The sequence below is a fragment of the Nocardia sp. NPDC050630 genome, assembly GCF_044457245.1.
Lineage (GTDB): Bacteria > Actinomycetota > Actinomycetes > Mycobacteriales > Mycobacteriaceae > Nocardia.
This window is the reverse complement of sequence record NZ_JBITGN010000002.1, coordinates 193,117-214,256: the sequence shown is the minus strand read 5'-3', so window position 1 is coordinate 214,256 and position 21,140 is coordinate 193,117. Positions and strand designations below refer to the sequence as shown.

21 protein-coding genes and 1 pseudogene are annotated in these 21,140 nt (G+C 65.4%); 11 read left to right on the top strand and 11 right to left on the bottom strand.

What is annotated here, in order from left to right:
* The first annotated feature begins 46 nt into the window (after positions 1-46).
* The 3 genes from ACIBG0_RS08450 to ACIBG0_RS08440 all read left to right on the top strand — a co-directional run bounded on the left by ACIBG0_RS08450 (position 47) and on the right by ACIBG0_RS08440 (position 1,796).
* Positions 47-1,006, top strand: a complete 960-nt coding sequence (locus ACIBG0_RS08450; RefSeq protein WP_397030586.1) for an AraC family transcriptional regulator — start codon at positions 47-49, stop codon at positions 1,004-1,006.
* 113 nt (positions 1,007-1,119) lie between these two features.
* Positions 1,120-1,395, top strand: coding sequence for a type II toxin-antitoxin system Phd/YefM family antitoxin (locus ACIBG0_RS08445; protein ID WP_397030584.1), 276 nt, complete (start codon positions 1,120-1,122; stop codon positions 1,393-1,395).
* Positions 1,392-1,796 (top strand): type II toxin-antitoxin system VapC family toxin, encoded by a 405-nt coding sequence (locus ACIBG0_RS08440; protein ID WP_397030582.1) that lies wholly within the window; start codon positions 1,392-1,394, stop codon positions 1,794-1,796. Before ACIBG0_RS08445 ends, ACIBG0_RS08440 begins: the two co-directional genes overlap by 4 nt.
* Positions 1,797-1,808: 12 nt before the next feature.
* Here the strand turns inward: ACIBG0_RS08440 and ACIBG0_RS08435 are convergent, their stop codons facing one another.
* The 7 genes from ACIBG0_RS08435 to ACIBG0_RS08405 form a co-directional block, all read right to left on the bottom strand.
* Positions 1,809-2,561, bottom strand: coding sequence for a DUF427 domain-containing protein (locus ACIBG0_RS08435; protein ID WP_397030580.1), 753 nt, complete (start codon positions 2,559-2,561; stop codon positions 1,809-1,811).
* 38 nt (positions 2,562-2,599) lie between these two features.
* Entirely contained in the window at positions 2,600-3,049 is a 450-nt protein-coding gene (locus ACIBG0_RS08430) for a MarR family winged helix-turn-helix transcriptional regulator (RefSeq protein WP_397030579.1), read from the bottom strand.
* A 68-nt stretch (positions 3,050-3,117) separates the two neighbouring features.
* Positions 3,118-4,197, bottom strand: coding sequence for an acyl-CoA dehydrogenase family protein (locus ACIBG0_RS08425; RefSeq protein WP_397031177.1), 1,080 nt, complete (start codon positions 4,195-4,197; stop codon positions 3,118-3,120).
* Between the two features lie 20 nt (positions 4,198-4,217).
* On the bottom strand, positions 4,218-5,249 hold the full coding sequence (locus ACIBG0_RS08420; RefSeq protein WP_397030578.1) for an acyl-CoA dehydrogenase family protein: 1,032 nt from the start codon (positions 5,247-5,249) through the stop codon (positions 4,218-4,220).
* The gene (locus ACIBG0_RS08415; RefSeq protein WP_397030576.1) at positions 5,246-6,388 is read right to left on the bottom strand and encodes an acyl-CoA dehydrogenase family protein; all 1,143 of its coding nucleotides are present in this window, start codon (positions 6,386-6,388) and stop codon (positions 5,246-5,248) included. Before ACIBG0_RS08415 ends, ACIBG0_RS08420 begins: the two co-directional genes overlap by 4 nt.
* Entirely contained in the window at positions 6,388-7,278 is an 891-nt protein-coding gene (locus ACIBG0_RS08410; RefSeq protein WP_397030575.1) for an enoyl-CoA hydratase, read from the bottom strand. Before ACIBG0_RS08410 ends, ACIBG0_RS08415 begins: the two co-directional genes overlap by 1 nt.
* Positions 7,278-8,825, bottom strand: coding sequence for a FadD3 family acyl-CoA ligase (locus ACIBG0_RS08405; protein ID WP_397030574.1), 1,548 nt, complete (start codon positions 8,823-8,825; stop codon positions 7,278-7,280). The genes ACIBG0_RS08410 and ACIBG0_RS08405 overlap by 1 nt, the downstream gene beginning before the upstream one ends.
* A gap of 97 nt (positions 8,826-8,922) precedes the next feature.
* Here ACIBG0_RS08405 and ACIBG0_RS08400 point away from each other — a divergent pair, with 97 nt between their 5' ends.
* From ACIBG0_RS08400 to ACIBG0_RS08380, 5 genes are all read left to right on the top strand, one after another.
* On the top strand, positions 8,923-10,110 hold the full coding sequence (locus ACIBG0_RS08400) for an acyl-CoA dehydrogenase family protein (protein WP_397030572.1): 1,188 nt from the start codon (positions 8,923-8,925) through the stop codon (positions 10,108-10,110).
* Positions 10,107-10,958: an SDR family oxidoreductase gene (locus ACIBG0_RS08395; protein ID WP_397030571.1), complete on the top strand. Its 852-nt coding sequence runs from the start codon at positions 10,107-10,109 to the stop codon at positions 10,956-10,958. Before ACIBG0_RS08400 ends, ACIBG0_RS08395 begins: the two co-directional genes overlap by 4 nt.
* A 219-nt stretch (positions 10,959-11,177) precedes the next feature.
* Positions 11,178-11,906 (top strand): hypothetical protein, encoded by a 729-nt coding sequence (locus ACIBG0_RS08390; RefSeq protein WP_397030568.1) that lies wholly within the window; start codon positions 11,178-11,180, stop codon positions 11,904-11,906.
* A 152-nt stretch (positions 11,907-12,058) separates the two neighbouring features.
* Complete coding sequence (locus ACIBG0_RS08385) at positions 12,059-12,664, top strand: TetR/AcrR family transcriptional regulator (RefSeq protein WP_397030566.1); 606 nt, start codon at positions 12,059-12,061, stop codon at positions 12,662-12,664.
* A gap of 129 nt (positions 12,665-12,793) precedes the next feature.
* On the top strand, positions 12,794-13,945 hold the full coding sequence (locus ACIBG0_RS08380; RefSeq protein ID WP_397031176.1) for an acetyl-CoA C-acetyltransferase: 1,152 nt from the start codon (positions 12,794-12,796) through the stop codon (positions 13,943-13,945).
* Between the two features lie 523 nt (positions 13,946-14,468).
* Here ACIBG0_RS08380 and ACIBG0_RS08375 read toward each other — a convergent pair.
* Genes ACIBG0_RS08375 through ACIBG0_RS08360 form a run of 4 tightly spaced genes read right to left on the bottom strand, consistent with a single transcriptional unit; the run spans position 14,469 to position 17,942 of the window.
* Positions 14,469-15,533, bottom strand: a complete 1,065-nt coding sequence (locus ACIBG0_RS08375; protein ID WP_397030564.1) for an NAD(P)H-dependent flavin oxidoreductase — start codon at positions 15,531-15,533, stop codon at positions 14,469-14,471.
* Positions 15,530-16,288, bottom strand: coding sequence for a CoA-transferase subunit beta (locus ACIBG0_RS08370; RefSeq protein WP_397030563.1), 759 nt, complete (start codon positions 16,286-16,288; stop codon positions 15,530-15,532). Before ACIBG0_RS08370 ends, ACIBG0_RS08375 begins: the two co-directional genes overlap by 4 nt.
* Positions 16,285-17,169 carry a CoA transferase subunit A gene (locus tag ACIBG0_RS08365; protein ID WP_397030561.1) on the bottom strand — a complete coding sequence of 295 codons (885 nt, stop codon included), beginning with the start codon at positions 17,167-17,169 and terminating at the stop codon, positions 16,285-16,287. The genes ACIBG0_RS08370 and ACIBG0_RS08365 overlap by 4 nt, the downstream gene beginning before the upstream one ends.
* Positions 17,169-17,942 carry an enoyl-CoA hydratase family protein gene (locus ACIBG0_RS08360; protein WP_397030560.1) on the bottom strand — a complete coding sequence of 258 codons (774 nt, stop codon included), beginning with the start codon at positions 17,940-17,942 and terminating at the stop codon, positions 17,169-17,171. Before ACIBG0_RS08360 ends, ACIBG0_RS08365 begins: the two co-directional genes overlap by 1 nt.
* A 181-nt stretch (positions 17,943-18,123) precedes the next feature.
* On the opposite strand from ACIBG0_RS08360, the gene ACIBG0_RS08355 reads away from it, so the two are divergent.
* The 3 genes and pseudogenes from ACIBG0_RS08355 to ACIBG0_RS08345 form a co-directional block, all read left to right on the top strand.
* Entirely contained in the window at positions 18,124-18,903 is a 780-nt protein-coding gene (locus ACIBG0_RS08355; protein ID WP_397030559.1) for an SDR family oxidoreductase, read from the top strand.
* A 233-nt stretch (positions 18,904-19,136) separates the two neighbouring features.
* Positions 19,137-20,048, top strand: a complete 912-nt coding sequence (locus ACIBG0_RS08350) for an SDR family oxidoreductase (RefSeq protein ID WP_397030558.1) — start codon at positions 19,137-19,139, stop codon at positions 20,046-20,048.
* 527 nt (positions 20,049-20,575) lie between these two features.
* Positions 20,576-21,140, top strand: a pseudogene (locus tag ACIBG0_RS08345) (hypothetical protein); the annotation flags it as partial.

Sequence of the window (21,140 nt, the reverse complement as noted above, 5' to 3'; positions counted from 1 at the left end):
CTATGAGCAGTATGTGAGTAAACAAATGGCTGGTCTGCTCTGAATCATGTCTGAAACACTCATCGTGGAGAGGTATGGTGCAGAGGTGGACATCCTCAGCGAAACCATTGCCGCCATCCGCACCGGCAACCCGACCTCGGGTCTGTTCATTCGGCATGCGCCGTGGGGCCGCGCCTATCCGGTCGTCCCCGGTGCGGGTTTCCATGTGGTGCTGCAGGGTTCGTGCGTGGCGGTGCCTACCGGCGGCGAACCCATTGCCCTCGGTGTCGGCGACGTCCTTTTCATGCCGCGCGGTGCCGACCACGACTTACTCGACCGCCTCGATAGCCCGGTCACCGAGAAGGCGCAACCGGGGGAGCCGCGCGAGATCACCGGACCGGGTGCGCGTACCGCCCTGCTCTGTGGCGCATACGAACTCGGCAGGCAACGCAGCCACCCGCTGCTCGACGAACTTCCCGAATTCATCCATCTGCCAGCGCGTCCCGGTCGTCACCCGTCCTTGCGAGCCGCCGTCGACCTGCTCGCCGCCGAGGTCGCCGAGCCGAAACAGGGCAGCGATGCCGCCGTGCCCGCCATTCTGGAGACCCTGCTCCTGTTCATGCTGCGCGCCTGGTTCGACGAGCAGGCCGCCGACGAACCCGCCACCGGTTGGGCGGGCGCCTTCGCCGATCCGGCGGTAGCGGCCGCGCTGCGCGCAGTACACGAAGCGCCCGCCCGGACCTGGACGGTCCCCGACCTCAGCGATATCGCGGGCGTCTCGCGAGCCACCCTGGCCCGCCGCTTCACCGCCACGGTCGGCGAACCGCCGCTGGCCTACGTCACCCGCTGGCGCATGCTCACCGCCGCCCGCCTGCTCCGCGACACCGACAGCCCGCTCGGCACCATCGCCCGTCAGGTCGGCTACACCTCAGAATTCGCCTTCGCCAAGGCCTTCAAACGCGAATACGGCCAAGCCCCTGGCCAATACCGCCGCGCCGAGGACCAGCCCCCACTGATCGCGGTCTGATCAGCCGAATTTGCTCACGCCCACTGTGGTTGCCGCACGCCGGGAATGGCGAACGCTGGCCGTTGGTAGGAGCCTTGTAGCCTTCTGTGCTACGTCGGGCTACGCTATTGGTCATGAAGGTGATCACGCAGCGGGAGTTCCGCAATAACTCCGCGGCGGTCATGGACGCCGTCGAGGCCGGTGAGGTGTTTCGGGTTACCCGAAATGGCGTGGAGGTCGCCGAACTGCGACCGGTCGGCCGTCGCCGCCGATTGACCGCTGCGGAACTCGTGGAGCGGCATCGCAAACTGCCTCGGGTGGATTATGCGGCGATGCGGCAGGAGGCCGACGAGTTTTTCGGTACTGAGGATCGCATCGGCGATGACGACGCATGGGAATCCCGTCGATGACAAACCAATATCCTTCCGGCGTCCTGGATACCTGCACGTACCTCGATCTGGACATGCTGGATCCGGATGTCTTGCCCAAGATGCCGGAGATCACCGCGATCACCCTGGCTGAGCTGAACCAAGGCGTCGCGATGGCCAAGGATGCCACGACTCGTTCCGCGCGATCGGAGCAATTGGGCGCTGCCATCGTGGACTTCGATCCGCTGCCGTTCGACGCGGACGCGGCCACGCGGTACGGCACGTTGGTGGCGCTGACCATTGCGGCGAAGCGTGATCCCAAACCGCGCAGGATGGATCTCCTGATCGCGGCGATAGCGTCGGCCCGCGGGCTGCCGCTCTACACACGCAACGGCAAGGATTTCCGTGGGCTCGAGAGCATGCTCGAGATCGTTGCGCTCTGATGCGGTAAGCGGTCAGCTGAACGGGGTGTTCGGGCGGTCTTGGAGTTCGCCGTCGAGGTAGATGTCGACCTTTTCGTTGTAGAAGCAGGCCAGGCCCGCGATCTTCTGGCTTTCCGGCAGTGGGGTGCGGTAGCCCCAGACGATGTCCGGATAGTCCTTGCCGTCGATGTGGACGGACCAGTAGTCGGCGGTGCCCTTGTAGGGGCAGCTGGTATGGGTGTCGGAGGGCTTCAGTAGGTCCTGGCGGACAGCGGTGAGGGGGAGGTAATACCTTGCGGGAAGGCCGGTTTCGAAGAGGATGCGGGGGGAGTGCGAGTCGGCGACGGTGGTGCCGTCGACTTCGACGCGGATATGGCGCGAGCTGGCGAGGATGTCGACGCGGGTGTACGGATCACGCGGGTGGACGTAGACCGGCTCATCCTCTTCGAACCATTCGTCCATGGCATTCCAGTCCAGGCGCACCAGCTCGTTCAGTTCGGTGAAGGGGGAGTCGTGGTAGCGAACGGCGGCTCCAGCAGCGGTGGTGCCGTCGACGACCACGTCGTAGCCGGTCGCGGTGCCTCGACTCGGTGATTTCGCGCTGGTGCCGTTCGGCTCGAGTTTCGCGTGCAGGTCCGCGACGGGCAGATAGTAGGTCGGGTAGTGCGGACTCTCCCAGACCAGGACCGGGTGGGCGGTATCGGCGACCAACTGGCCGCCGAGGTAGACCCGGACTCGCTTCTGGCTGGTCGCTACCTTGACCCGGCCACGCTTCTCATCGGTCATACTCTCCGACCGTACTCCGGTCCGACTGGCCGGATCGACTAGCGCGACGTGGACAGATGCCGCGGCACCGACTTCTTCAGTGCCTCCAGCAGTTCCTTCATATCGCTTTCCATCCGTGCCAACCGTTCGATATCGAAACCGGTGAGCCCCGCCGCCATCGCCTCGCCGAAGGCGGCGCGGGCACGCGTCAAACGAGTACGTCCGGCCGGGGTGAGCTCGACGACGACGGCCCGGGAATCATCCGGATCCTTGCGTCGGGAGGCGTATCCATCCGCGACGAGCTTGCCGATCAGCGCCGTTGCCGCCGGCTGTGAACATCGGTCGATGCGAGCGAATTCGCTGACGCGGACCGCGCCGTGTTCGTCGAGCACCGCAAGGGCCCGCATCACGGCTCGCGGCAGATCATCGCCACTGATCACCCCGGCCAGCCGGGTCAGCCGGCCCGCGGTGACGAGAAGGTTGACCACGATGTCATCTGCTGTTGCCACCCGAGCCTGCTGCACACAATATTATTACATACGCTAACTATCTATGGCCAGGGTATGCGCCGCGGCTGTCAGGCGGGGCGTGGCAGCGGCCGATGGGGTTGCCCGAACAACTGCGCATCACCGTGTGCGCGCTTGAAGAACAAATGCGCGTCATGTTCCCAGGTAATGGCGATGCCGCCGTGCAATTGCACCATCTCGGCCGCGATGGTCGTGAACGCCTCCGAGCAGTGCGTCCGCGCCACCCAGACATCCTCGGCGGCGGACGGGCTCTGCTCCGCCACGGCGACCGTCGCCGCGTACGACGCGGATTCAGCGGACTCCACCAGCACATACATATCCGCCATGCGGTGCTTGAGCGCCTGGAAACTGCCGATCGGCCGTCCGAACTGCACCCGGGACTTGGCGTAGTCGACCGTCATCTCCAGACACCGCCGCGCGGCACCGACCTGTTCGGCAGCTACCGCGGCCCAAGCGATTTCATGCAGGCGTGCGATGAGTGCCGGATCCGCCGGACCGAGCCGCCGCGCCGCGGCCGCCGCGAACGTGATTTCGGCCAGCTTGCGAGTGGGGTCCATGGTCGCAACCGCGCGCCGCGTGACGCCCGCAGCACCCGACTCGACCTCGAACAGGCCATCAGAAGTCACCACGACGAGTGTGTCGGCAGGTAACCCGTCGAGCACGTAATGCGCTGTGCCGAAAAGTATTCCGTCTTCGGAATGCACACCCGGCTCATCCCAGCCGCCGGTCCCCGCCCAGCACACGGCAATCGTGCGAGCACCCTCGGCGACCTCGGGCAGCAGCCGTGCACATGCCTCGTTGTCACCGGACAACAGCACCGCCTGCGCACCGAGCACGGCCGAACCGAGCATCGGCACACCGGCCAGCGTGCGCCCCAACTCGGTTACCACCAGCAGGGATTCGACCAGACTCGCACCGAACCCGCCGTATTCCTCCGGAATCGCTAGCGCCGCCACACCGACCTGCTCGCACAGCAGCCGCCACAGCGTCGCGTCATAGCCGAGTTCGGTATCCATTGCCGCGCGCACCGCGGCAGATCCGGCGTGCTTGGTGAGCAGTGCCCGAACCGAGGCGATGAATTCTTGATGTTCGGTACTCGGCCCACCCGTCACCCGACCGCCACCCGCCATCGAATCGCCACGCGATGTAGTCATTTCGTACCTCGCAAGGCCCGGTCCCGAACAGTTTCATCGCGCAGTGCGCGGGCAATGCGGGAACGATGCAGATCCGGTGTGCCCCAAGCCGACCGTAGCGCGGTCACCCTGGTCAACCACAGCGAAAGGTCGTACTCGGCGGTGTAACCGATCGCGCCGTGTACCTGCAGGGCAGCCCGCGCCGCCCGATAAGCCGCATCACCGCAGGCGATCACGGCCGCCGAAACGTCGCGAGCGCGTGTGGTTTCACCCATTGTCAATGTCGCCCGGTAGAGCAGCGGTTCAGCCAGATCGAGCCCGACCAGCACATCGGCCAATTTCTGCTTCACCGCCTGGAATTCGCCGATCGGCTTACCGAACTGCTTGCGCTGCTTGGCATATTCCGTCGCCGCAGCCAGTAGTGCCCGTCCCGCGCCGAGCAGCTGCGCCGCATTGGCCAGCGCACCGGTATCGAAGGCCACCGCGACGGCCTCGAGCACCTGCTCACCCTCGACGACAACCGCATCGGATTCGACGACGAACAGCCGCCGCGCCGGATCGACCGATCGCACCAGGCCCGCGGGATGTCCGGTGCGGATCCGATTACCGTCGGCGATCAGCAACACCTCGGCGGTATCCGCATCCAATGCGACCGTGCCGTGATCCGGTGAAGTGAATGCCAACGTACCGAGCGCGGCGCCCTCCGCGAACCCGGGCAGCCAGCGTTCGGCCAATTCGGTATTCGGAAGAGCCTGCAGCAGAGCGGGTATCGCGGCCGCCGTCTCGACCAGCGGTCCGGGCACGGCGGCCCGGCCGATCTCCTGGAATGCGACGACCAGATCGATCGGCTCCGCGCCGGCACCGCCGTGTCGCTCCTCGACGGTGAGACCGAGCGCACCCGCACCGGCCAGCTGCCGGATAAGTCCGCGTCCGGGCTGGGGATCGCCCGCGGCCCAGTTGCGTACGGCGGCGGGAGTCTTTCCGGCATCGAGCAGTTTGCGCAGGCTGGTGCCGAAGTCGAGTTGTTCCGGGCTGAGCGCGAATCTCATCGGCTGCTCCCTCTCGGTAGTCCGAGCAGCCGCTCGGCGATGATATTGCGCTGAATCTCATTGGTACCGGCGTAGATCGGGCCCGACAGCGAGAACAGATAGCCATCGGTCCACGGTCCGGACCGCTCGGCCGCACCGCCGAGCACCTCCAGCGCGGTCTCGTGCATGGCGATATCCAGTTCGGACCAGAACACCTTGGTGATCGAGGATTCCGCACCCAGCTTGCCGCCCTCGTTCAACCGGGTGACCGTGCCGAAGGTGTGCAGCCGGTAGGCCTCGCTACCGATCCAAGCGTCCACCACCGCATCTCGCTGTGCGGTATTGGTGCGGTCGCCGGTGTCGAGCCACAGATCGATGAGCCGCTGCGCGGTGGCGCTGAAGCGGCCAGGGGACCGCAGCGACAGTCCGCGCTCATTGCTCGACGTGCTCATCGCGACCTTCCAGCCCTCGCCTGGCGCGCCGATCACATCCTGATCCGGCACGAAGACATCGTCGAGGAAGATTTCGGCGAATCCCGGTTCCCCATCCAACTGCGGAATCGGCCGCACCGAAACACCCTCCGCGGACAGCGGGAACATCACATAGGTGAGTCCACGGTGCCGCTCGCCCTCGGGATCGCTGCGGAACAGGCCGAATGCCCAGTCCGCGAACGATGCGCGCGAACTCCAAGTCTTCTGGCCGCTCAACAACCAGCCGCCGGTGGTGCGCCGCGCGGTCGAGCGGATACCCGCGAGATCGCTGCCAGCCTCCGGCTCGGACCATGCCTGCGCCCAGATATCGTCACCGCGCGCCATCCGCGGCATGATCCGTTCCAACTGCTCTGCCGTGCCGTGTTCGAAAAGCGTTGGCGCCAGCAGGAATATGCCGTTCTGGCTGACGCGCCCAGGTGCGGCCGCGGCGTAATACTCCTGCTCGAAGAGCACCCACTCCAGCAGCGAGGCATCGCGCCCGCCGTACTCCTGCGGCCAAGCGACGACCGACAGCCGCGCCTCGGCGAGCGTGCGCTCCCATTCGCGATGCGCCTCGAACCCGACCTTGGTATCCATCGAGGGCAGCGGTTTCGCTGGTTTGTTGGCGGCGAGGAATGCGCGGACTTCGCGCTGGAATTCCTGTGTCGCCTGATCGAGATCCAGATCCACTACGTTGTCCCGTTCTGTTCGGACGTCGAGGCCGCGGTTGTCGCATTAGCCTTCATCGACTTGGCGTTCATACCGCCGAGCGAATCCGCGCCGACCTCGGCATTGTGCGCGTGCGCGAAGTGGTGCAGGCCGAATACCGAATCCATGCCAGCACGCATGCCCATCAGATCCTCGGCCTGATTGACCGCCTTCTTGGTCAGCGCGAGCCCGAATTGCGGCATGGCGGCGATCTTTTCGGCCAGTGCGAGGGTTTCGGTTTCGAGCTCCTCGCGCGGTACGACGCGATTGACCATGCCCCATTCCTTGGCCTGTGCCGCGTCGAAGCGGTCACCGGTGAACAGGAACTCCTTGGCCGCGCGGGGACCCATCACCCACGGGTGCGCGAAGTACTCCACACCCGGAATGCCCATGCGCACCACGGGATCGGAGAAGAAGGCGTCATCGGAAGCGATGATCAGATCACAGACCCAGGCCAGCATGAGCCCGCCCGCGATGCAGGCGCCCTGCACCATGGCAATGGTCGGTTTCGGAATTTCGCGCCAGCGTCGGCACATGCCCAGATACACCTCGAGCTCGCGCGCGAAACGCTGATCGCCGCCGACCTTGTCGACGTGATCCCACCAGAGTGCGGCCTTGTTCTGATAGCGCACATGGTGATCGCGGCCCGGAGTACCGATATCGTGCCCGGCGCTGAAGTGTTTTCCGTTGCCCGCCAAGATGATTACGCCGACCTCGGGATCCTCGACCGCGCGCTCGAAGGCGGCGTCGATGGCGTAGGTCATCACCGAGTTCTGCGCATTGCGGTAGTCGGGCCGGTTGAGCGTCACGATGGCGACCCGCCCGCGCCGTTCATACGTGACCACGTCCGGCTCATAGGGGATCTCGGACATTACGACTTCTCCTCACGTAGTTCACGCTTCAGCACTTTCCCGGCCGCGCTATACGGCAATTGGTTCCGGAATTCGATGAACCGCGGCACCTTGAAATTCGCCAGCACCGTGCTCGCATGTGCGCGCACCTGCTCCTCGGTCAGTGCCGCGCCCGGCTTGCGCACCACAAATGCCTTGCCCACCTCGCCCATTCGCGTATCCGGCACCCCGATGACCGCGGATTCGGCAACGCCATCGAGCCGGGCCAGCGCCTGTTCCACCTCCGCCGGATACACATTGAAGCCGCCGGAGATATACATATCCTTGAGTCGATCGGTGATCTTCAGATAGCCGCGCTCGTCGATCGTGCCGATATCGCCGGTGTGCAGCCAGCCCTCGGTATCGATGGTTTCGGTGGTGCTTTCCGGATCGTTGAGGTAGCCGAGCATGACATTCGGGCCGCGCAGCAGTACTTCGCCCTGCTCGCTCAGCCGCAATTCGAAATCGGCGATCGGGCGACCGCAGGTGCCCGCGATGGTCGCGGCATCATCGTCGGCGCGGCACATGGTGCCGAATCCGGCGGCCTCGGATAGTCCGTAGCCGGTGATGACGACGTCGAAGTCGAGTTCCGAACGCATGCGCTCGACCAGCACTACCGGTACGGTCGCGGCACCCGTGACGGCGACCCGCAGGGTGCTCAGGTCGTAGTCGTCTCGGTCCGGGAAGTCCAGGATCGTCTGGTAGATGGTCGGCGGTCCTGGCAAAACCGTGATCTTCTCTTCGCCGACCAATCGCATGGTCACCGGCACATCGAAGGTGGCCTGGGGAATGATCGTCGCGCCGGTCACCAGGCACGCGAGAATGCCGGCCTTGTAACCGAAGTTGTGGAAGAACGGGCTCACCACCAGATACCGATCGGAGCTGTCGAGGGTGGTGCATTCGGCCCATGCCCGCACCACCGAGAGCGCCTGCCGATGCGCGACCAACGTGCCCTTGCTGCGTCCGGTGGTGCCGGAGGTGAACAGAATGTCGGAAATATCCTCGGGGTCGACGCCTTCGGCGCGTTCAACGGCGTCCGCCAATGGGACCGATTCGGCTATTCCCGCCAGTTGCGACCAGTTCAGCGCGGTGGGATCGACGGTATCCGACTCGACCGGAATGACCACGACCGTATCGATACGCAATTCCGGTGCGGCGGCACGTAATTCGGCCAACCGGTCACGGCCGAGGAAGGTCCCGGCAATGAACAGCGCCTTGGCCTCGACCCGCTCCAGCACGTCGGCGGCCTCATCCGCGACGTAGCGGGTATTCAGCGGCACCAAGGCCGCGCCCGTGTAGTGGGCGGCCAGCGCGGCGATCACCCAGTGGTAGGTGTTCGGCGCCCACATGGCGACCCGGTCACCCGACTGCACGCCGCGCGCGATGAGTGCCCGCGCCACCTCCTGCACCGCCGATAGCAACTGCGCCCAGTCGAACCGCACCTCGCCGTCGCCGAGGGCGGGCGAGGTGCCAAAGGTGTGCGCGGCATCGTGCAGTGCCATGGGTGTCGTTTGTGCAGGGGTTGTCACGGGTGTCCTCACCGTTGGCGGGGTCTTTTGCTGCCTTTGCTCGATAAAAGCGGTCCGGCTCTAACAAAGCAAGTGCTTGGTAGGTTATCCTACCGGCGTGGGTGCGATCCAGACCTCAGATTCCGACACCGCAGCACAGGACGCGCGGTTTTCCGCAGAAGTGCGCGAGTGGTTGGCCGAGAACCTCGATGGCGAGTTCCGTGCGTTGCGCGGACTCGGCGGGCCCGGCCGCGAACACGAGGCCTTCGAGGAACGCCTCGCCTGGGACCGGCATCTAGCCGCCGCCGGATGGACCTGCCTCGGCTGGCCCAAGGAGTGGGGCGGGCGCGAGGCCTCGGTGCGTCAGCAGGTGATCTTCCACGAGGAATACGCCAAGGCGAATGCGCCCGCGCGGGTTTCCCACGTCGGTGAGGAACTGCTCGGTCCGACCATCTTGGCCTTCGGCACTCAGGCACAGAAGCAGCGGTTCCTGCCGGGCGTGCGGAATGTGACCGAGTTGTGGTGCCAGGGCTATTCCGAACCCGGCGCTGGCTCGGACCTGGCCGCCATCACCACCAGCGCCCGGCTCGACGGCGAGGAATGGTCGATCAACGGCCAGAAGATCTGGACCTCGCTGGCCCATGTGGCCGACTGGTGCTTCGTCATCGCGCGCACCGAAAAGGGGTCGATCCGGCACAAGGGCCTTTCCTACCTGCTGGTTCCGATGCATCAGCCGGGTATCGAGGTCCGTCCGATCATTCAGTTGACCGGCACCTCGGAATTCAACGAGGTCTTCTTCGACAATGCCCGCACCGCCGCCGACCTGGTCGTCGGCGAACCCGGTGACGGTTGGCGCATCGCCATGGGCACGCTCACCTTCGAGCGCGGCATCTCCACCCTGGGCCAGCAGATCCGATTCGCCCGCGAACTGGCCGACATCGAAGCACTCGCCCGTCGCACCGGTGCGGCCGAGGATCCGTTGATCGCCGACCGCATCGATAAGGCATGGGTCGGCCTGCGCGTGCTGCGCGCCCACGCGCTGCGCACCATGCAGGACAGCACCGCCGACGACGGTGGTCAGGCTTCGGTTTCGAAGCTGCTATGGGCCAATTGGCATCGCGGCCTCGGTGAATTGGCCATGGCCGTGCTCGGTCCCGCCGGTCTTCTCGCCGATGGGCACGATCTCAACGAATGGCAGCGGCTGTATCTGTTCACCCGCGCCGACACCATCTACGGAGGTTCGAACGAAGTGCAGCGCAATATCATCTCCGAGCGCGTGCTCGGCCTGCCGCGGGAGGCTCGATGAATACCGCATCGGGGAGCGATTCGACGGAGGGTGGCGCTCAGGTGACAGGTGGACCCGGACCGCTTTCGATTGCGCCGCAGCCCATTCCGGGGCACGGACTGCTGACCGGGCGCAATGCCGTCATTACCGCGGCGGCGGGTACCGGCATCGGCTCCGCGACCGCGCGCCGGTTGCTCGCGGAGGGCGCCGATGTCGTCGTATCCGACTGGCATGAGCGGCGTCTCGCGGAAACCGAGGTCGAGCTGAAGGCGGAATTCCCGCAGCGCCGGGTCGCCTCGATCGCATGCGATGTGCAGAGCACCGAACAGGTCAACGAACTGGTCCGTGGTGCCGCAACCGCTTTGGGCCGCATCGACATCATGGTCAACAATGCAGGCCTCGGCGGGGAGACCCCGGTCGTCGACATGACCGACGAGCAGTGGGACCGCGTCCTGGACATCACCCTCAACGGCACCTTCCGTTGCACCCGCGCCGCGCTCGGCTACTTCCGCGATGCGGGCCACGGCGGCGTCATCGTCAATAACGCCAGCGTGCTCGGCTGGCGCGCGCAATACGGCCAGGCCCACTACGCCGCAGCCAAGGCCGGTGTCATGGCTCTGACTCGCTGCAGCGCCGTCGAGGCCGCCGAACTCGGTGTTCGCATCAATGCCGTCGCCCCGAGCATCGCCAGACACGCCTTCCTGGACAAGGTCAGCTCGACCGAATTGCTCGACCGCCTCTCCGAGCGCGAAGCCTTCGGCCGCGCCGCCGAACCCTGGGAAGTCGCCGCCACCATCGCCATGCTCGCAAGCGACTACACCACCTACCTCACCGGCGAAGTGGTATCGATCAGCAGTCAGCGCGCCTGAGGAACGCCCAACGTCGCGGCAGAACAGTGGCCGAGGCTGAACTCCTCGCTCCGGCGACCCAACGGAGCGAGTCTTACGAGCGAACACGCAGCGCCGAAGGCGCTGCCAAAGACACCTCACCTCACACCTCCTGATCAGCTAAAAAGGCCGGGACGCGGGCCGTGCACCTGTGCAATGCTGGGTGTGGCCGAATCCCGTACTCCCTAAGGGGCGATGGCTATGGGGCTGGATCGCCCACAGGCCCGCGAACAACTGGAACTCGAATTGGTGCGCGAAGTCGTGCTGGCCAGGCGACGGATGGACAGCATGGTGCTTGCGGCGCTCACCCTCGGCGCCGAACTCTTGGACCATACTTGTGAGCGCGCGACCGCGACCCGGGCCGCTCAGATTCTCGAGCAATGCGCGATCGACGAATCCGAGGTAGCTCGCGATCCGCGTGGTGCGTTGCGTGCCGATATGGCACGCGATTATGAACGCGCCTACCGCATCGGGCTCGATGTCGCATCGCTCGGGTCCGAGCAGGACCGTAGACGACGACGGCAGACGGCGCTGTTGTGTGAGGTGCGAGCGGATCTGCTCGACGTCATTCGCAAATGCCGCAAGTACCGGTTCGATCGCGTGGAGTTCGCCGACGAGATCGCCCAGGGCCTGTGCGCAGCCACGGACAAGCTCGTCGTCGGCGCGGATATGGATACCTACCGAGCCTGGCAGCGCGGCATGATCCTCAAACTCATCGAGGAGCCGGTCCCCTTCGGTCCGCCGCGCGTCTTGGCCACCGTTGACGCTGGTCCGGATCGCGGACCGCTGACCGTCGAATGGGACAGCTGTGAACGCAGACTCGCGCTGGTGGCGCGGATGGCGCGCGCGGGCGTTTCCCCGGTCGTCATCTGCGACCGACTACTTGCCGATCTGTCGGTGTCGTCACCCCTGCGCTATTCGATGCGCTGATACTTCCCGAACCACTGATTTCACTGGTACATGGGTAGCTCGTCGGGGACGGGCCAACGGAACTCCACCGATGTCCGCGGTCGCCGCGGCAATCGGGTCTGGCGTCTGAGCCGGGGGAGGCGGGCTAGACCAAGCAAATGCTTGGTTGTATTATGAGCCGTGTGACCGCACCAGACGCCTCGAAATCAGCACGGCGCAATGAATTGCTCGCACTGGCGGCCCAACTGTTCGCCGAGCGTGGCCTGCGTGCGACCACCGTGCGTGATATCGCCGATGCGGCCGGGATTCTATCGGGGAGCCTGTATCACCACTTCGATTCCAAGGAGTCGATGGTCGACGAGATTCTGCGTGGCTTCCTCGATGACCTGTTCGGGCGGTATCGGGAGATCGTGGCCGCCGGGCTCAGCTCGCGAGATACCTTGGAAGCCTTGGTGATCGCCTCCTACGAATCCTTCGATCGCTCGCACGCCGCGGTGGCGATCTACCAGGCTGAGGCCAAGCGCCTGCGTGATTCGGAGCGGTTCACCTATATCGCGGACTACAACCGCGAATTCCGCGAGCTGTGGCACCGGGTATTGACCAATGGTGTCGAAGACGGCAGCTTCCGGCCGGAACTCGACGTCGAATTGGCCTACCGATTCCTCCGGGACACCGTCTGGGTTGCGGTGCGGTGGTACGAGCCCGGCGGTTCGATCACCGTCGAGAACCTCGCCAAGCAGTACCTGACCATCGTGCTCGACGGCCTCACCGTGCCGTAGTCGATCTCGGCGGTCGCGGACCCTCCGTGGTTACGCGAGCTACCGCCTCCGGGCCCGTCGCTGCCGCCGGGCAACACCAAGTAGGAGTTCTCCATGTCAGCACCATCTGCTCGCCGCCCATACGCCCCGATGCGGGATGCCTATGTGATCGACGCGGTGCGCACGCCGGTCGGCAAGCGCAATGGCGCACTGGCCGCGGTGCATCCGGCCGATCTCGGCGCGGCCGCATTGCGTGGGCTGCTGGATCGCAACCCCGTTGATCCGGCGGTGGTCGATGATGTGATCGTCGGCTGCGTCGACAATATCGGTCCGCAGGCGGGCAATATCGGTCGCACCATGTGGCTTGCCGCCGGTTATCCGGAGGACGTTCCGGGTGTCACGGTCGATCGGCAGTGCGGATCTTCCCAACAGGCCATCAATTTCGGCGCGCAGGCGATTATGAGCGGAACCGCCGAGGTGATCGTCGCGGGCGGTGTGCAGAACATGAGCGCCATACCGATCTCGGCGGCCATGTTGGCGGGCAAGGAGTACGGCTTCGACTCGCCGTTCGTCGGCGCGCAAGGCTGGGACCATCGCTACGGCACCGGCGAGGTTTCGCAGTTCAACGGTGCGCAGATGATCGCCGACAAGTGGAATATCAGCCGAGAAGAGATGGAGCGCTGGGCATTACGCAGCCACGAGCGTGCCAGGGACGCCATCAAGAACGGCCGTTTCGATCGTGAGATCGTGCCGGTTGGCGAGTTCTGGATCGATCAGTGTCCACGCGAGACCTCGCTCGAGAAGATGGCGTCACTGCCGGTGCTCGCCGAGGGCGGCACGCTGACGGCCGCGGTCGCCAGCCAGATTTCCGATGGCGCGAGTGCGACCCTGCTCGCCTCGGAATGGGCCGTAGCGGAATACGGGCTGCGTCCGCGCGCCCGCATCCACCATGTGAGCGCCCGCGGCGCCGATCCGATCATGATGCTCACCGGCCCGATTCCGGCCACCAAATGGGCGCTGGAGAAAACCGGTCTCACCATCGACGATATCGATGTCGTCGAGATCAACGAGGCCTTCGCCCCGGTCGTGCTGGCCTGGCTACGGGAGACCGGCGCGGATCCGGAGAAAGTGAACGTCAACGGCGGCGCGATCGCCCTCGGTCACCCGCTCGGCGCCACCGGCGCAAAGCTGTTCGCCACTCTGCTGAACGAGCTGGAACGCCGCAACGGCCGCTACGGCCTGCTCACCATCTGTGAAGGCGGCGGCACCGCCAACGCCACCATCATCGAACGCCTCACCTAACAGCCCGCCGAGGGTAGTCGAATGGCGGCAGTCATCCCCCGCCGCAACAACCATTCGACTGCCCTCGACAGCCATCCGGCACGTCCGGCAGCCCCCTCACATCCGAGAGCCGTCAAGCGCAGCTCACCCATTGAAAGTAGTCAAAGGGGCGCTGCATACCCCTTCGACTACCCTCGGCACCGATCGGGTACGCCCCGTGCCCCCATACCATCGAGCGGAGTCAACTGGCTGTTCGGCCCTCGAGGCGAGTCGAATGGTTGCGCGAATTACCGATCGCAACCACCTCTCGACTCGCCTCCTAGCGCTCGAGAGCGCAACCACAGCAGGTCACTGGGCTGGAAGCCTGTGGGCCTGACGGTGGGAGGTGAGCCGGGTACGGGATACGACGTGCCCAGCACGGCCCGGTAAACCACCGGACCGCAAACCATCCCAGGACAGCGGAACCAAACCATCATCGAGCGGCGGCTCGATGATCCCAACCGTCATCTGACTACCGTCGACGGGAATTCAGGGCGCTGTGATGTCAGCTTGCGGTGAGCGCGGCGATGCTGTCGATCCGCGCAACAGCGTCGGCGACGATGCGGTCGATGAGTTCCTTACAGGTGGGCAGGTCATCGATGATGCCGGTGACCTGACCTGCGGCCAGTACGCCCGCCTGGGTATTGCCCTCGACAAGTCCGGCGCGCAACAGCATCGGGGTATTGGCGGCCATGACGACCTGAGACCAGCTGAGGTCCTTGGCCTTTCGCATGGCGAGCCCGTCGCGGACCATGGTCGACCATTTCATCCCGGTCATACCCTTGAACTTCGCCGCATTCGAGACCGCGGCTGCCAGTCCGCGCCAGCGACCCGAATGTTCCAGGCGATCAACGAGTTCGGTATTCAGTACCCGGTGCGGCATACCGTCGACCTTGAGCGAGACCACGGTGTCCTGCAGTTGCCGCCTCAGATACTCCTGTTTGACCGCATCGGGCACGGTGCTCTCCTTGGTCAACAAGAAGCGCGTCCCCATCGCGACACCCGCCGCGCCATAGGCCAAGGCGGCTGCCAGGCCACGTCCGTCGAAGAATCCGCCCGCCGCGACAACCGGAATATCGACCGCATCCAGCACCGACGGCAGCAGCAGCGTGGTCGCCACCGGACCGGTGTGCCCACCGCCCTCACCGCCCTGCACGATCACCGCATCGGCACCCCATGCGGCGACCTTCACCGCATGCTTGGCCGCGCCGATCGACGGAATCACCACCACACCGGCATCTTTCAGCTTGGCGATGAGGTCCTGTTTCGGTGCCAGAGCAAATGATGCGACGGCCACCTTCTCCCGGATCAACAAATCGATCCGGTCCGGCGCATCCGTGGCGTCCGCGCGGATATTCACCCCGAATGGCTTGTCGGTATGCGCCTTGGTCTTCGCGATAGCGGCTTCCAATTCGGCGAAGGTCATGGTGGCCGAGGCCAGAATTCCGAGCCCACCCGCCTCGGCGGTCGCCGACACCAGACTCGGCCCGGCCACCCAGCCCATACCGGTCTGCACGATCGGATGTTCGATGCCGACCAACTCGGTCAGCGGTGTCCGCAGAGCGCTCATGACGGCACCTCCGATTCCCGGACCCTTTTGGGATCGAGCACATCCCGGATCAACCGCAGTTCTTCCGCGGTCGGCAGCCGGGTCTGACCAGCCTGCGCCAGTCCGGCGATCTCGAACGAGGTGTTCTCGGCGACCTCGTCGGCGGTGACGCCTGGATGCAGACTGCGTGCCCGCATCGTGTGGTCTGGCCCCCCGAAATCGAAGACGCCGAGATTGGTGACCACCCGGTGCAGGTGGTGGAACCGATACGCCGGATTGGCCGGATCGACCTTGTCGTAGCCGACGCCGGAGACGATATCCACCTGATCGACGAACACCCGACGCGTATGCCGCGAGACCCAGTAGCTGGTCGGATGATTGATGGTGTTGCCCGGCGCACCGCGCGAACCGAACATCTGCCGGGTCGGCTGCTGCAACGCACCGAATGCCGACAGATTCTGATTGCCGAACCGATCGAGCTGATTGGCGCCCATCACCACGTGACGCCGTCCCGAGGCCACCACATCGAAGACCTTGCGGAACGGAATCCACCCCTCGATCGGGGCTTTAGCGCCGAACGGGGGAGTGTCGGCGAACAACAGCGCCTCGCCATCGGAGAGCAGCAGATCCGGTTCGGTGGTCAACTTGGCCAGCCGTGCCCCGATGATCGTCATGGGTGACATCGGCGAGGCCATGATTTCCCCTGCGCCGCTGAAGATCTCGGCGCAGGCGATCGCGCAGATCTCCGCACGGGTAACAGTTTCGGTGGACGTCACTTCGATGCCTCCTGTGCGAACTCGCGAATGGCGGCCTGGTATTCGTCCTCGGAGACCGCCAGATACTTGTCGACGAACTGCTGCCAGGACTCCGGCGTCTTGGCCGACTCCACATAATGCTTCTGGAACTTCTCGTCGCGGCCGTAGCTATCGGCGGCCAGGGTGAAGTGCGCGCCGCCGGGCGCCTCGACCACCCCGTCGACCAGCAGTCGGTTGAGCAGTAGCGACTGCAGCGGAACGGCTTTCACCAGCTCCTCGGTCTCCACCACCCGCTCCACCGATACGTAGCGACGCTCGGCGGCCAGGCAGTACAAGTCGTCGAAATACGGATCGACACCGGTGTAGGCCGCATTGCCGTGCTTATCGCCGATATTCAAATGCACCAGCGCCGCATCGAGATTCAGTGCGGGCATCGCGATCAGCGTTTCGGTTCGTCCGTCGCCGTCCGGATACGGCGATGCGACGGTCTTCAGCTCGCCATCCCAGAAATTCACCACATCAGATCCGAGTCCGGCGCGGATCGGCAGGAACGGCAAGCGCGCCGCAGCCGCCTCCAGCCCGCACTTCAACATGCCCTCGTCCATCTCGCGCGCCGCCAAGGCGCCGGAGGTGCGCGCCTTGGCGAACCACGGATCGTAGAACGGCGGCGAATCCAGCGAGACGAAGCCGTAGTACGCCTTGCGCACCTTGCCCGCCGAACACAGCAGACCGAGATCGGGTCCGCCGTAACTGACCACAGTCAGATCGGTGATATCCGAGCGCAGGATGGCCCGCACCAGCGCCATCGGCTTGCGCCGCGAGCCCCAGCCGCCGATGCCGATGGTCATACCGCTGCGCAGCTCGCCGACGACCTCGTCGAGCGACATTCGCTTGTCCCGCATCAGTTTTCCTTGCTCTCTTCCTTGCGCGCGGCCAGATCGTCGTCGAACCGCGCACGGATCTCATCCGCGACACCGGCCAGATTCAGTTCGAACGTGAAGCCCTGTTCGTAGCGGTAGCTGCGGTGCACGTCCTGCACATCGATACCGTTGAGCGCCCGTTTGGCCGCCCGGATGACCCGGCCGTCCTTGGACGCGATGTTCTTGGCGACTTCCAGTGCGGCGGCGTCGAGTTCGGCGCGCGGCACCACCTGGTACACCGAGCCGAAGTGCTGCAACTGCTGTGCGGTGATGGTGCTCGCGGTATAGAACAGCGCGCGCATCAGATGCTGCGGCACCAACCGGGACAGGTGGGTGGCCGCGCCGAGCGCGCCGCGGTCGACCTCGGGCAGTCCGAAAGTCGCGTCATCCGAGGCGATTACGACATCGGCATTGCCGACCAGACCGATGCCGCCGCCGAGGCAGAAGCCTTGCACCGCCGCGATCACCGGCACCGGGCAGTCGTAGACGGCCGCGAATGCCTCGAAACAGCCGTGATTGGCGTCGATCAGCGCCTGATGGCCCGGGGTGCGCTGCATCTCCTTGATATCGACACCGGCATTGAACCCGCGGTTCTCGGCGCGCAACACCACCACCTTGGTTTCCGGATCGCGCCCGGCCGCGCGGATCTCATCCGCCAGCGTGAACCAGCCGTCGGACGGTATGGCGTTGACGGGCGGATAGTCGACCGTGACCACGGTGATGCCGGTTGATTCGGAGTGACGGTTGATCCCCATCGCATGTCCCATCTTGTGTGCCGAGATGGTCCGAACCTCGGCGCTGATCTTTTCGGGCGATCTGCAAGCAGTCGCTTCTTTTCGGGGCGATCTGCGAGCAGTCGCTGCCGATCGTTCCGAGCGACCTGCGAGCAGTGCCTACGGTGTGGCGAAGCAAGCAGTTGCTTGGTAGGTTAGCACGGTGGCACTCGAAATAGACCTCACCGGCAACGTCGTCCTGGTCACCGGCGGTGTGCGCGGCGTGGGCGCGGGCGTCAGCAGGGCCTTCCTGGCCGCAGGGGCGACCGTTGTGGCGTGCGCGCGGCGACCCGGTGAAGAGTTGGTGGAACACGAGGGGCGTGAGATCGAATACCTGCCCTGCGACGTGCGCGATGCCGATGCCGTACAGGATTTGGTCGATGCGATCGTGGCACGGCACGGCCGCCTCGATCACCTGGTCAACAATGCGGGCGGCGCCCCGTTCGCGCTCGCCGCCGATGCCAGCAAGAACTTCCACAGCAAGATCGTGGAGCTCAATCTGCTCGCACCCCTGCTGGTCTCGCAGGCCGCCAATGCGGTGATGCAGCGGCAGTCGAGCGGCGGTTCCATTGTGATGGTGTCCAGCGTGAGCGGTCACCGACCGTCGCCCGGTACCGCCGCCTACGGCGCGGCGAAGGCGGGCATCGACAGCCTGACCTCCTCGCTCGCGGTCGAATGGGCGCCGAAGGTGCGGGTCAATTCGCTGGTCGTGGGCCCGGTCGTCACCGAACTGAGCGAACTGCACTATGGCGATCGAGACGGTATCGACGCTGTCGGCGCGACCATCCCACTCGGTCGGATGGCCCGCCCCGAGGACATCGGCCGCTGCGCCGCATTCCTGACCTCATCGCTGGCCGCCTATGTCAGCGGCGCGACGCTGCTAGTGCACGGCGGGGGTGAGCGTCCTGCATTCCTCGCGGCCTCGAATGCGAACGTCCGCTAGCGATTGGTTGCGGGTCGCTCGGAACGACGCCGCTAGCGACTGCTTGCAGGTCGCTCGGTACAACGCCGCTAGCGACTGCTTGCAGGTCGCTCGAAACAACGCCGCTAGCGACTGCTTGCAGGTCGCTCGAAACAACGCCGCTAGCGACTGCTTGCAGGTCGCTCGAAACAACACTGCCGAGCAGAGCGCTCGGGCCTGAACAATCGAATCCGACGAAGAGGACACAACAGGTTATGGACACCGAGCAGATCTGCGCGGGGCGCATTGTCATCGTCACCGGCGCCGGCCGCGGTATCGGCCGGGCGCACGCGCTCGCCTTCGCCGCCGCCGGAGCCCGGGTGGTCGTCAATGATCTCGGCTCCGCGCTGGACGGCGCGGCGACCAGTGAGACGCCCGCCGAACAGGTCGTGGCCGAAATCAAGGCACTCGGCGGCGAGGCCATCGCCAATGGTGACGACGTCGCGGACTGGGACGGCGCCCGCAATCTCATCCGCCAGGCCGTAGATACTTTCGGCGGCCTGGACGTGCTGGTCAACAATGCCGGTTTCGTGCGCGACCGCATGCTGGTGAACCTGAGCGAGGACGAATGGGATGCGGTCATCCGGGTCCATCTCAAGGGCCACTTCGCCACCATGCGCCATGCGATCGAGTACTGGCGCGGTGAGTCCAAGGCGGGCCGTCCCGTCGACGCGCGCATCATCAACACCAGTTCCGGCGCGGGTCTGCAGGGCAGTGTCGGCCAGAGCAATTACGGTGCCGCCAAGGCGGGTATCGCGGGCCTGACCCTCACTGCTTCGGCCGAATTCGCGCGCTACGGCGTCACAGTCAATGCCATCGCCCCTTCCGCACGCACGCGCATGACCGAAACTGTCTTCGCCGACACCATGGCCGCTCCGGAGGACGGTTTCGATGCGATGGCTCCCGAGAATGTCTCGCCGATCGTGGTCTGGCTCGGCAGTTCGCAATCCGCGGCTGTCACCGGTCGGATGTTCGAGGTCGAGGGTGGCAAGGTCGCGCTGGCCGACGGATGGCGCCACGGCACCGCCGTGGACCGCGGCGCTCGCTGGAATCCCGCCGAACTCGGCCCCGTGGTCGCCGATCTGATCGCCAAGTCCGTTCCGCCGGAGGCGGTATACGGCGCCTGAGCGTCGACCGATCTGCCGAGCAATCGCGGCAGCGCCGAGCGGCTGTCGTAAAGGCCGCTCGGCGTTTGCTTCTTCCAACGCAGATCGGCACAGCCGTACCAATCGTCTCCTGGACACGATGCGGCCATGTCGGCGCGTCCCTGATTCGTATTCCGGTCGCGGGTGCGCTGGTGTGGTCGCTCGGCGGGTTCGGTGCCGGACCGGCAGCCCTTCGCTGCGGGCGTGTTCTATTCGCGTCTGCGCGGCATCGACATACGTACTGGTCTGGCCGTTTGCACAGCGCTCGTAAGGATTAACGCGGAACTGCGTTCGGGATTACAGCCGGACTTCCGAAGATATGTTCTGCGTTGGCGGCAGAGAACGGGCGCGTGGCCGGTCGGTCGTGTCGAATGGGGGGCGTGGCCCGAGCCACTGCGCGGATTCGGACTGAGGTTTACTATGGGCTCCCGTCCGTCAAAGTCCCGGAACTGAGATGTTGCGACCCGGGCAGGAGATCTGCGCTATTTCGATGAGGGGAAGGCTGGCGCATGGCCGTTGGTCGCACGTCGCGTGTGGTCGCACTACTCGCGACTGTTGCCGGCTTTGCGCTACTCGCAGGGGCTTCGGCCGAGGCACAGCCCGGGGGTACCTGTCCGCCATGCACGGACCCGAATAATCCGACACCGGATTCGAATGGCGATGTCTGGATGCCGCTGGCGATTCCCGGCCAGTCGAATGTGAGGTCAACGGTCGATACCACCGAGGCAGCCGCCGGTCCTGCTGCGGCCGCGGGTTCGGCAGCGGCCGGTTCCGCCACGGTCGGCGCCACCGGTCTGCTCGGAATGCTCCTCGGCGGTGGCTCGGTGGATGTTGGCACCATCATCGGCACCGGTTCCGCAGGCGTCGGCGCGATCATCGGCACCGGCTCGGCCGGTGTCGCCACCATTCTCGGAACCGGTTCCGCCGCAGTCGGATCCGCGTCCGCCGGCATGGGTTCGGCCGCCCTCGGTACGGGTTCTGCGGTACTTGGAACTGGTTCTGCTGCAGTGGGTTCTGCCGGTGTCGGTGCGGGTTCGGGATTGGCGGGTACGGGTTCGGCCGCGCTCGGTACGG

Coding starts and splice junctions, on each gene's coding strand:
- ACIBG0_RS08450 (WP_397030586.1), top strand. CDS start 47: ATGTCTGAAACACTCATCGTGGAGAGGTATGGTGCAGAGGTGGACATC.
- ACIBG0_RS08445 (WP_397030584.1), top strand. CDS start 1,120: ATGAAGGTGATCACGCAGCGGGAGTTCCGCAATAACTCCGCGGCGGTC.
- ACIBG0_RS08440 (WP_397030582.1), top strand. CDS start 1,392: ATGACAAACCAATATCCTTCCGGCGTCCTGGATACCTGCACGTACCTC.
- ACIBG0_RS08435 (WP_397030580.1), bottom strand. CDS start 2,561: ATGACCGATGAGAAGCGTGGCCGGGTCAAGGTAGCGACCAGCCAGAAG.
- ACIBG0_RS08425 (WP_397031177.1), bottom strand. CDS start 4,197: ATGGCGGGTGGCGGTCGGGTGACGGGTGGGCCGAGTACCGAACATCAA.
- ACIBG0_RS08420 (WP_397030578.1), bottom strand. CDS start 5,249: ATGAGATTCGCGCTCAGCCCGGAACAACTCGACTTCGGCACCAGCCTG.
- ACIBG0_RS08410 (WP_397030575.1), bottom strand. CDS start 7,278: ATGTCCGAGATCCCCTATGAGCCGGACGTGGTCACGTATGAACGGCGC.
- ACIBG0_RS08395 (WP_397030571.1), top strand. CDS start 10,107: ATGAATACCGCATCGGGGAGCGATTCGACGGAGGGTGGCGCTCAGGTG.
- ACIBG0_RS08390 (WP_397030568.1), top strand. CDS start 11,178: ATGGGGCTGGATCGCCCACAGGCCCGCGAACAACTGGAACTCGAATTG.
- ACIBG0_RS08385 (WP_397030566.1), top strand. CDS start 12,059: ATGAGCCGTGTGACCGCACCAGACGCCTCGAAATCAGCACGGCGCAAT.
- ACIBG0_RS08380 (WP_397031176.1), top strand. CDS start 12,794: ATGCGGGATGCCTATGTGATCGACGCGGTGCGCACGCCGGTCGGCAAG.
- ACIBG0_RS08375 (WP_397030564.1), bottom strand. CDS start 15,533: ATGAGCGCTCTGCGGACACCGCTGACCGAGTTGGTCGGCATCGAACAT.
- ACIBG0_RS08365 (WP_397030561.1), bottom strand. CDS start 17,169: ATGCGGGACAAGCGAATGTCGCTCGACGAGGTCGTCGGCGAGCTGCGC.
- ACIBG0_RS08360 (WP_397030560.1), bottom strand. CDS start 17,942: ATGGGGATCAACCGTCACTCCGAATCAACCGGCATCACCGTGGTCACG.
- ACIBG0_RS08350 (WP_397030558.1), top strand. CDS start 19,137: ATGGACACCGAGCAGATCTGCGCGGGGCGCATTGTCATCGTCACCGGC.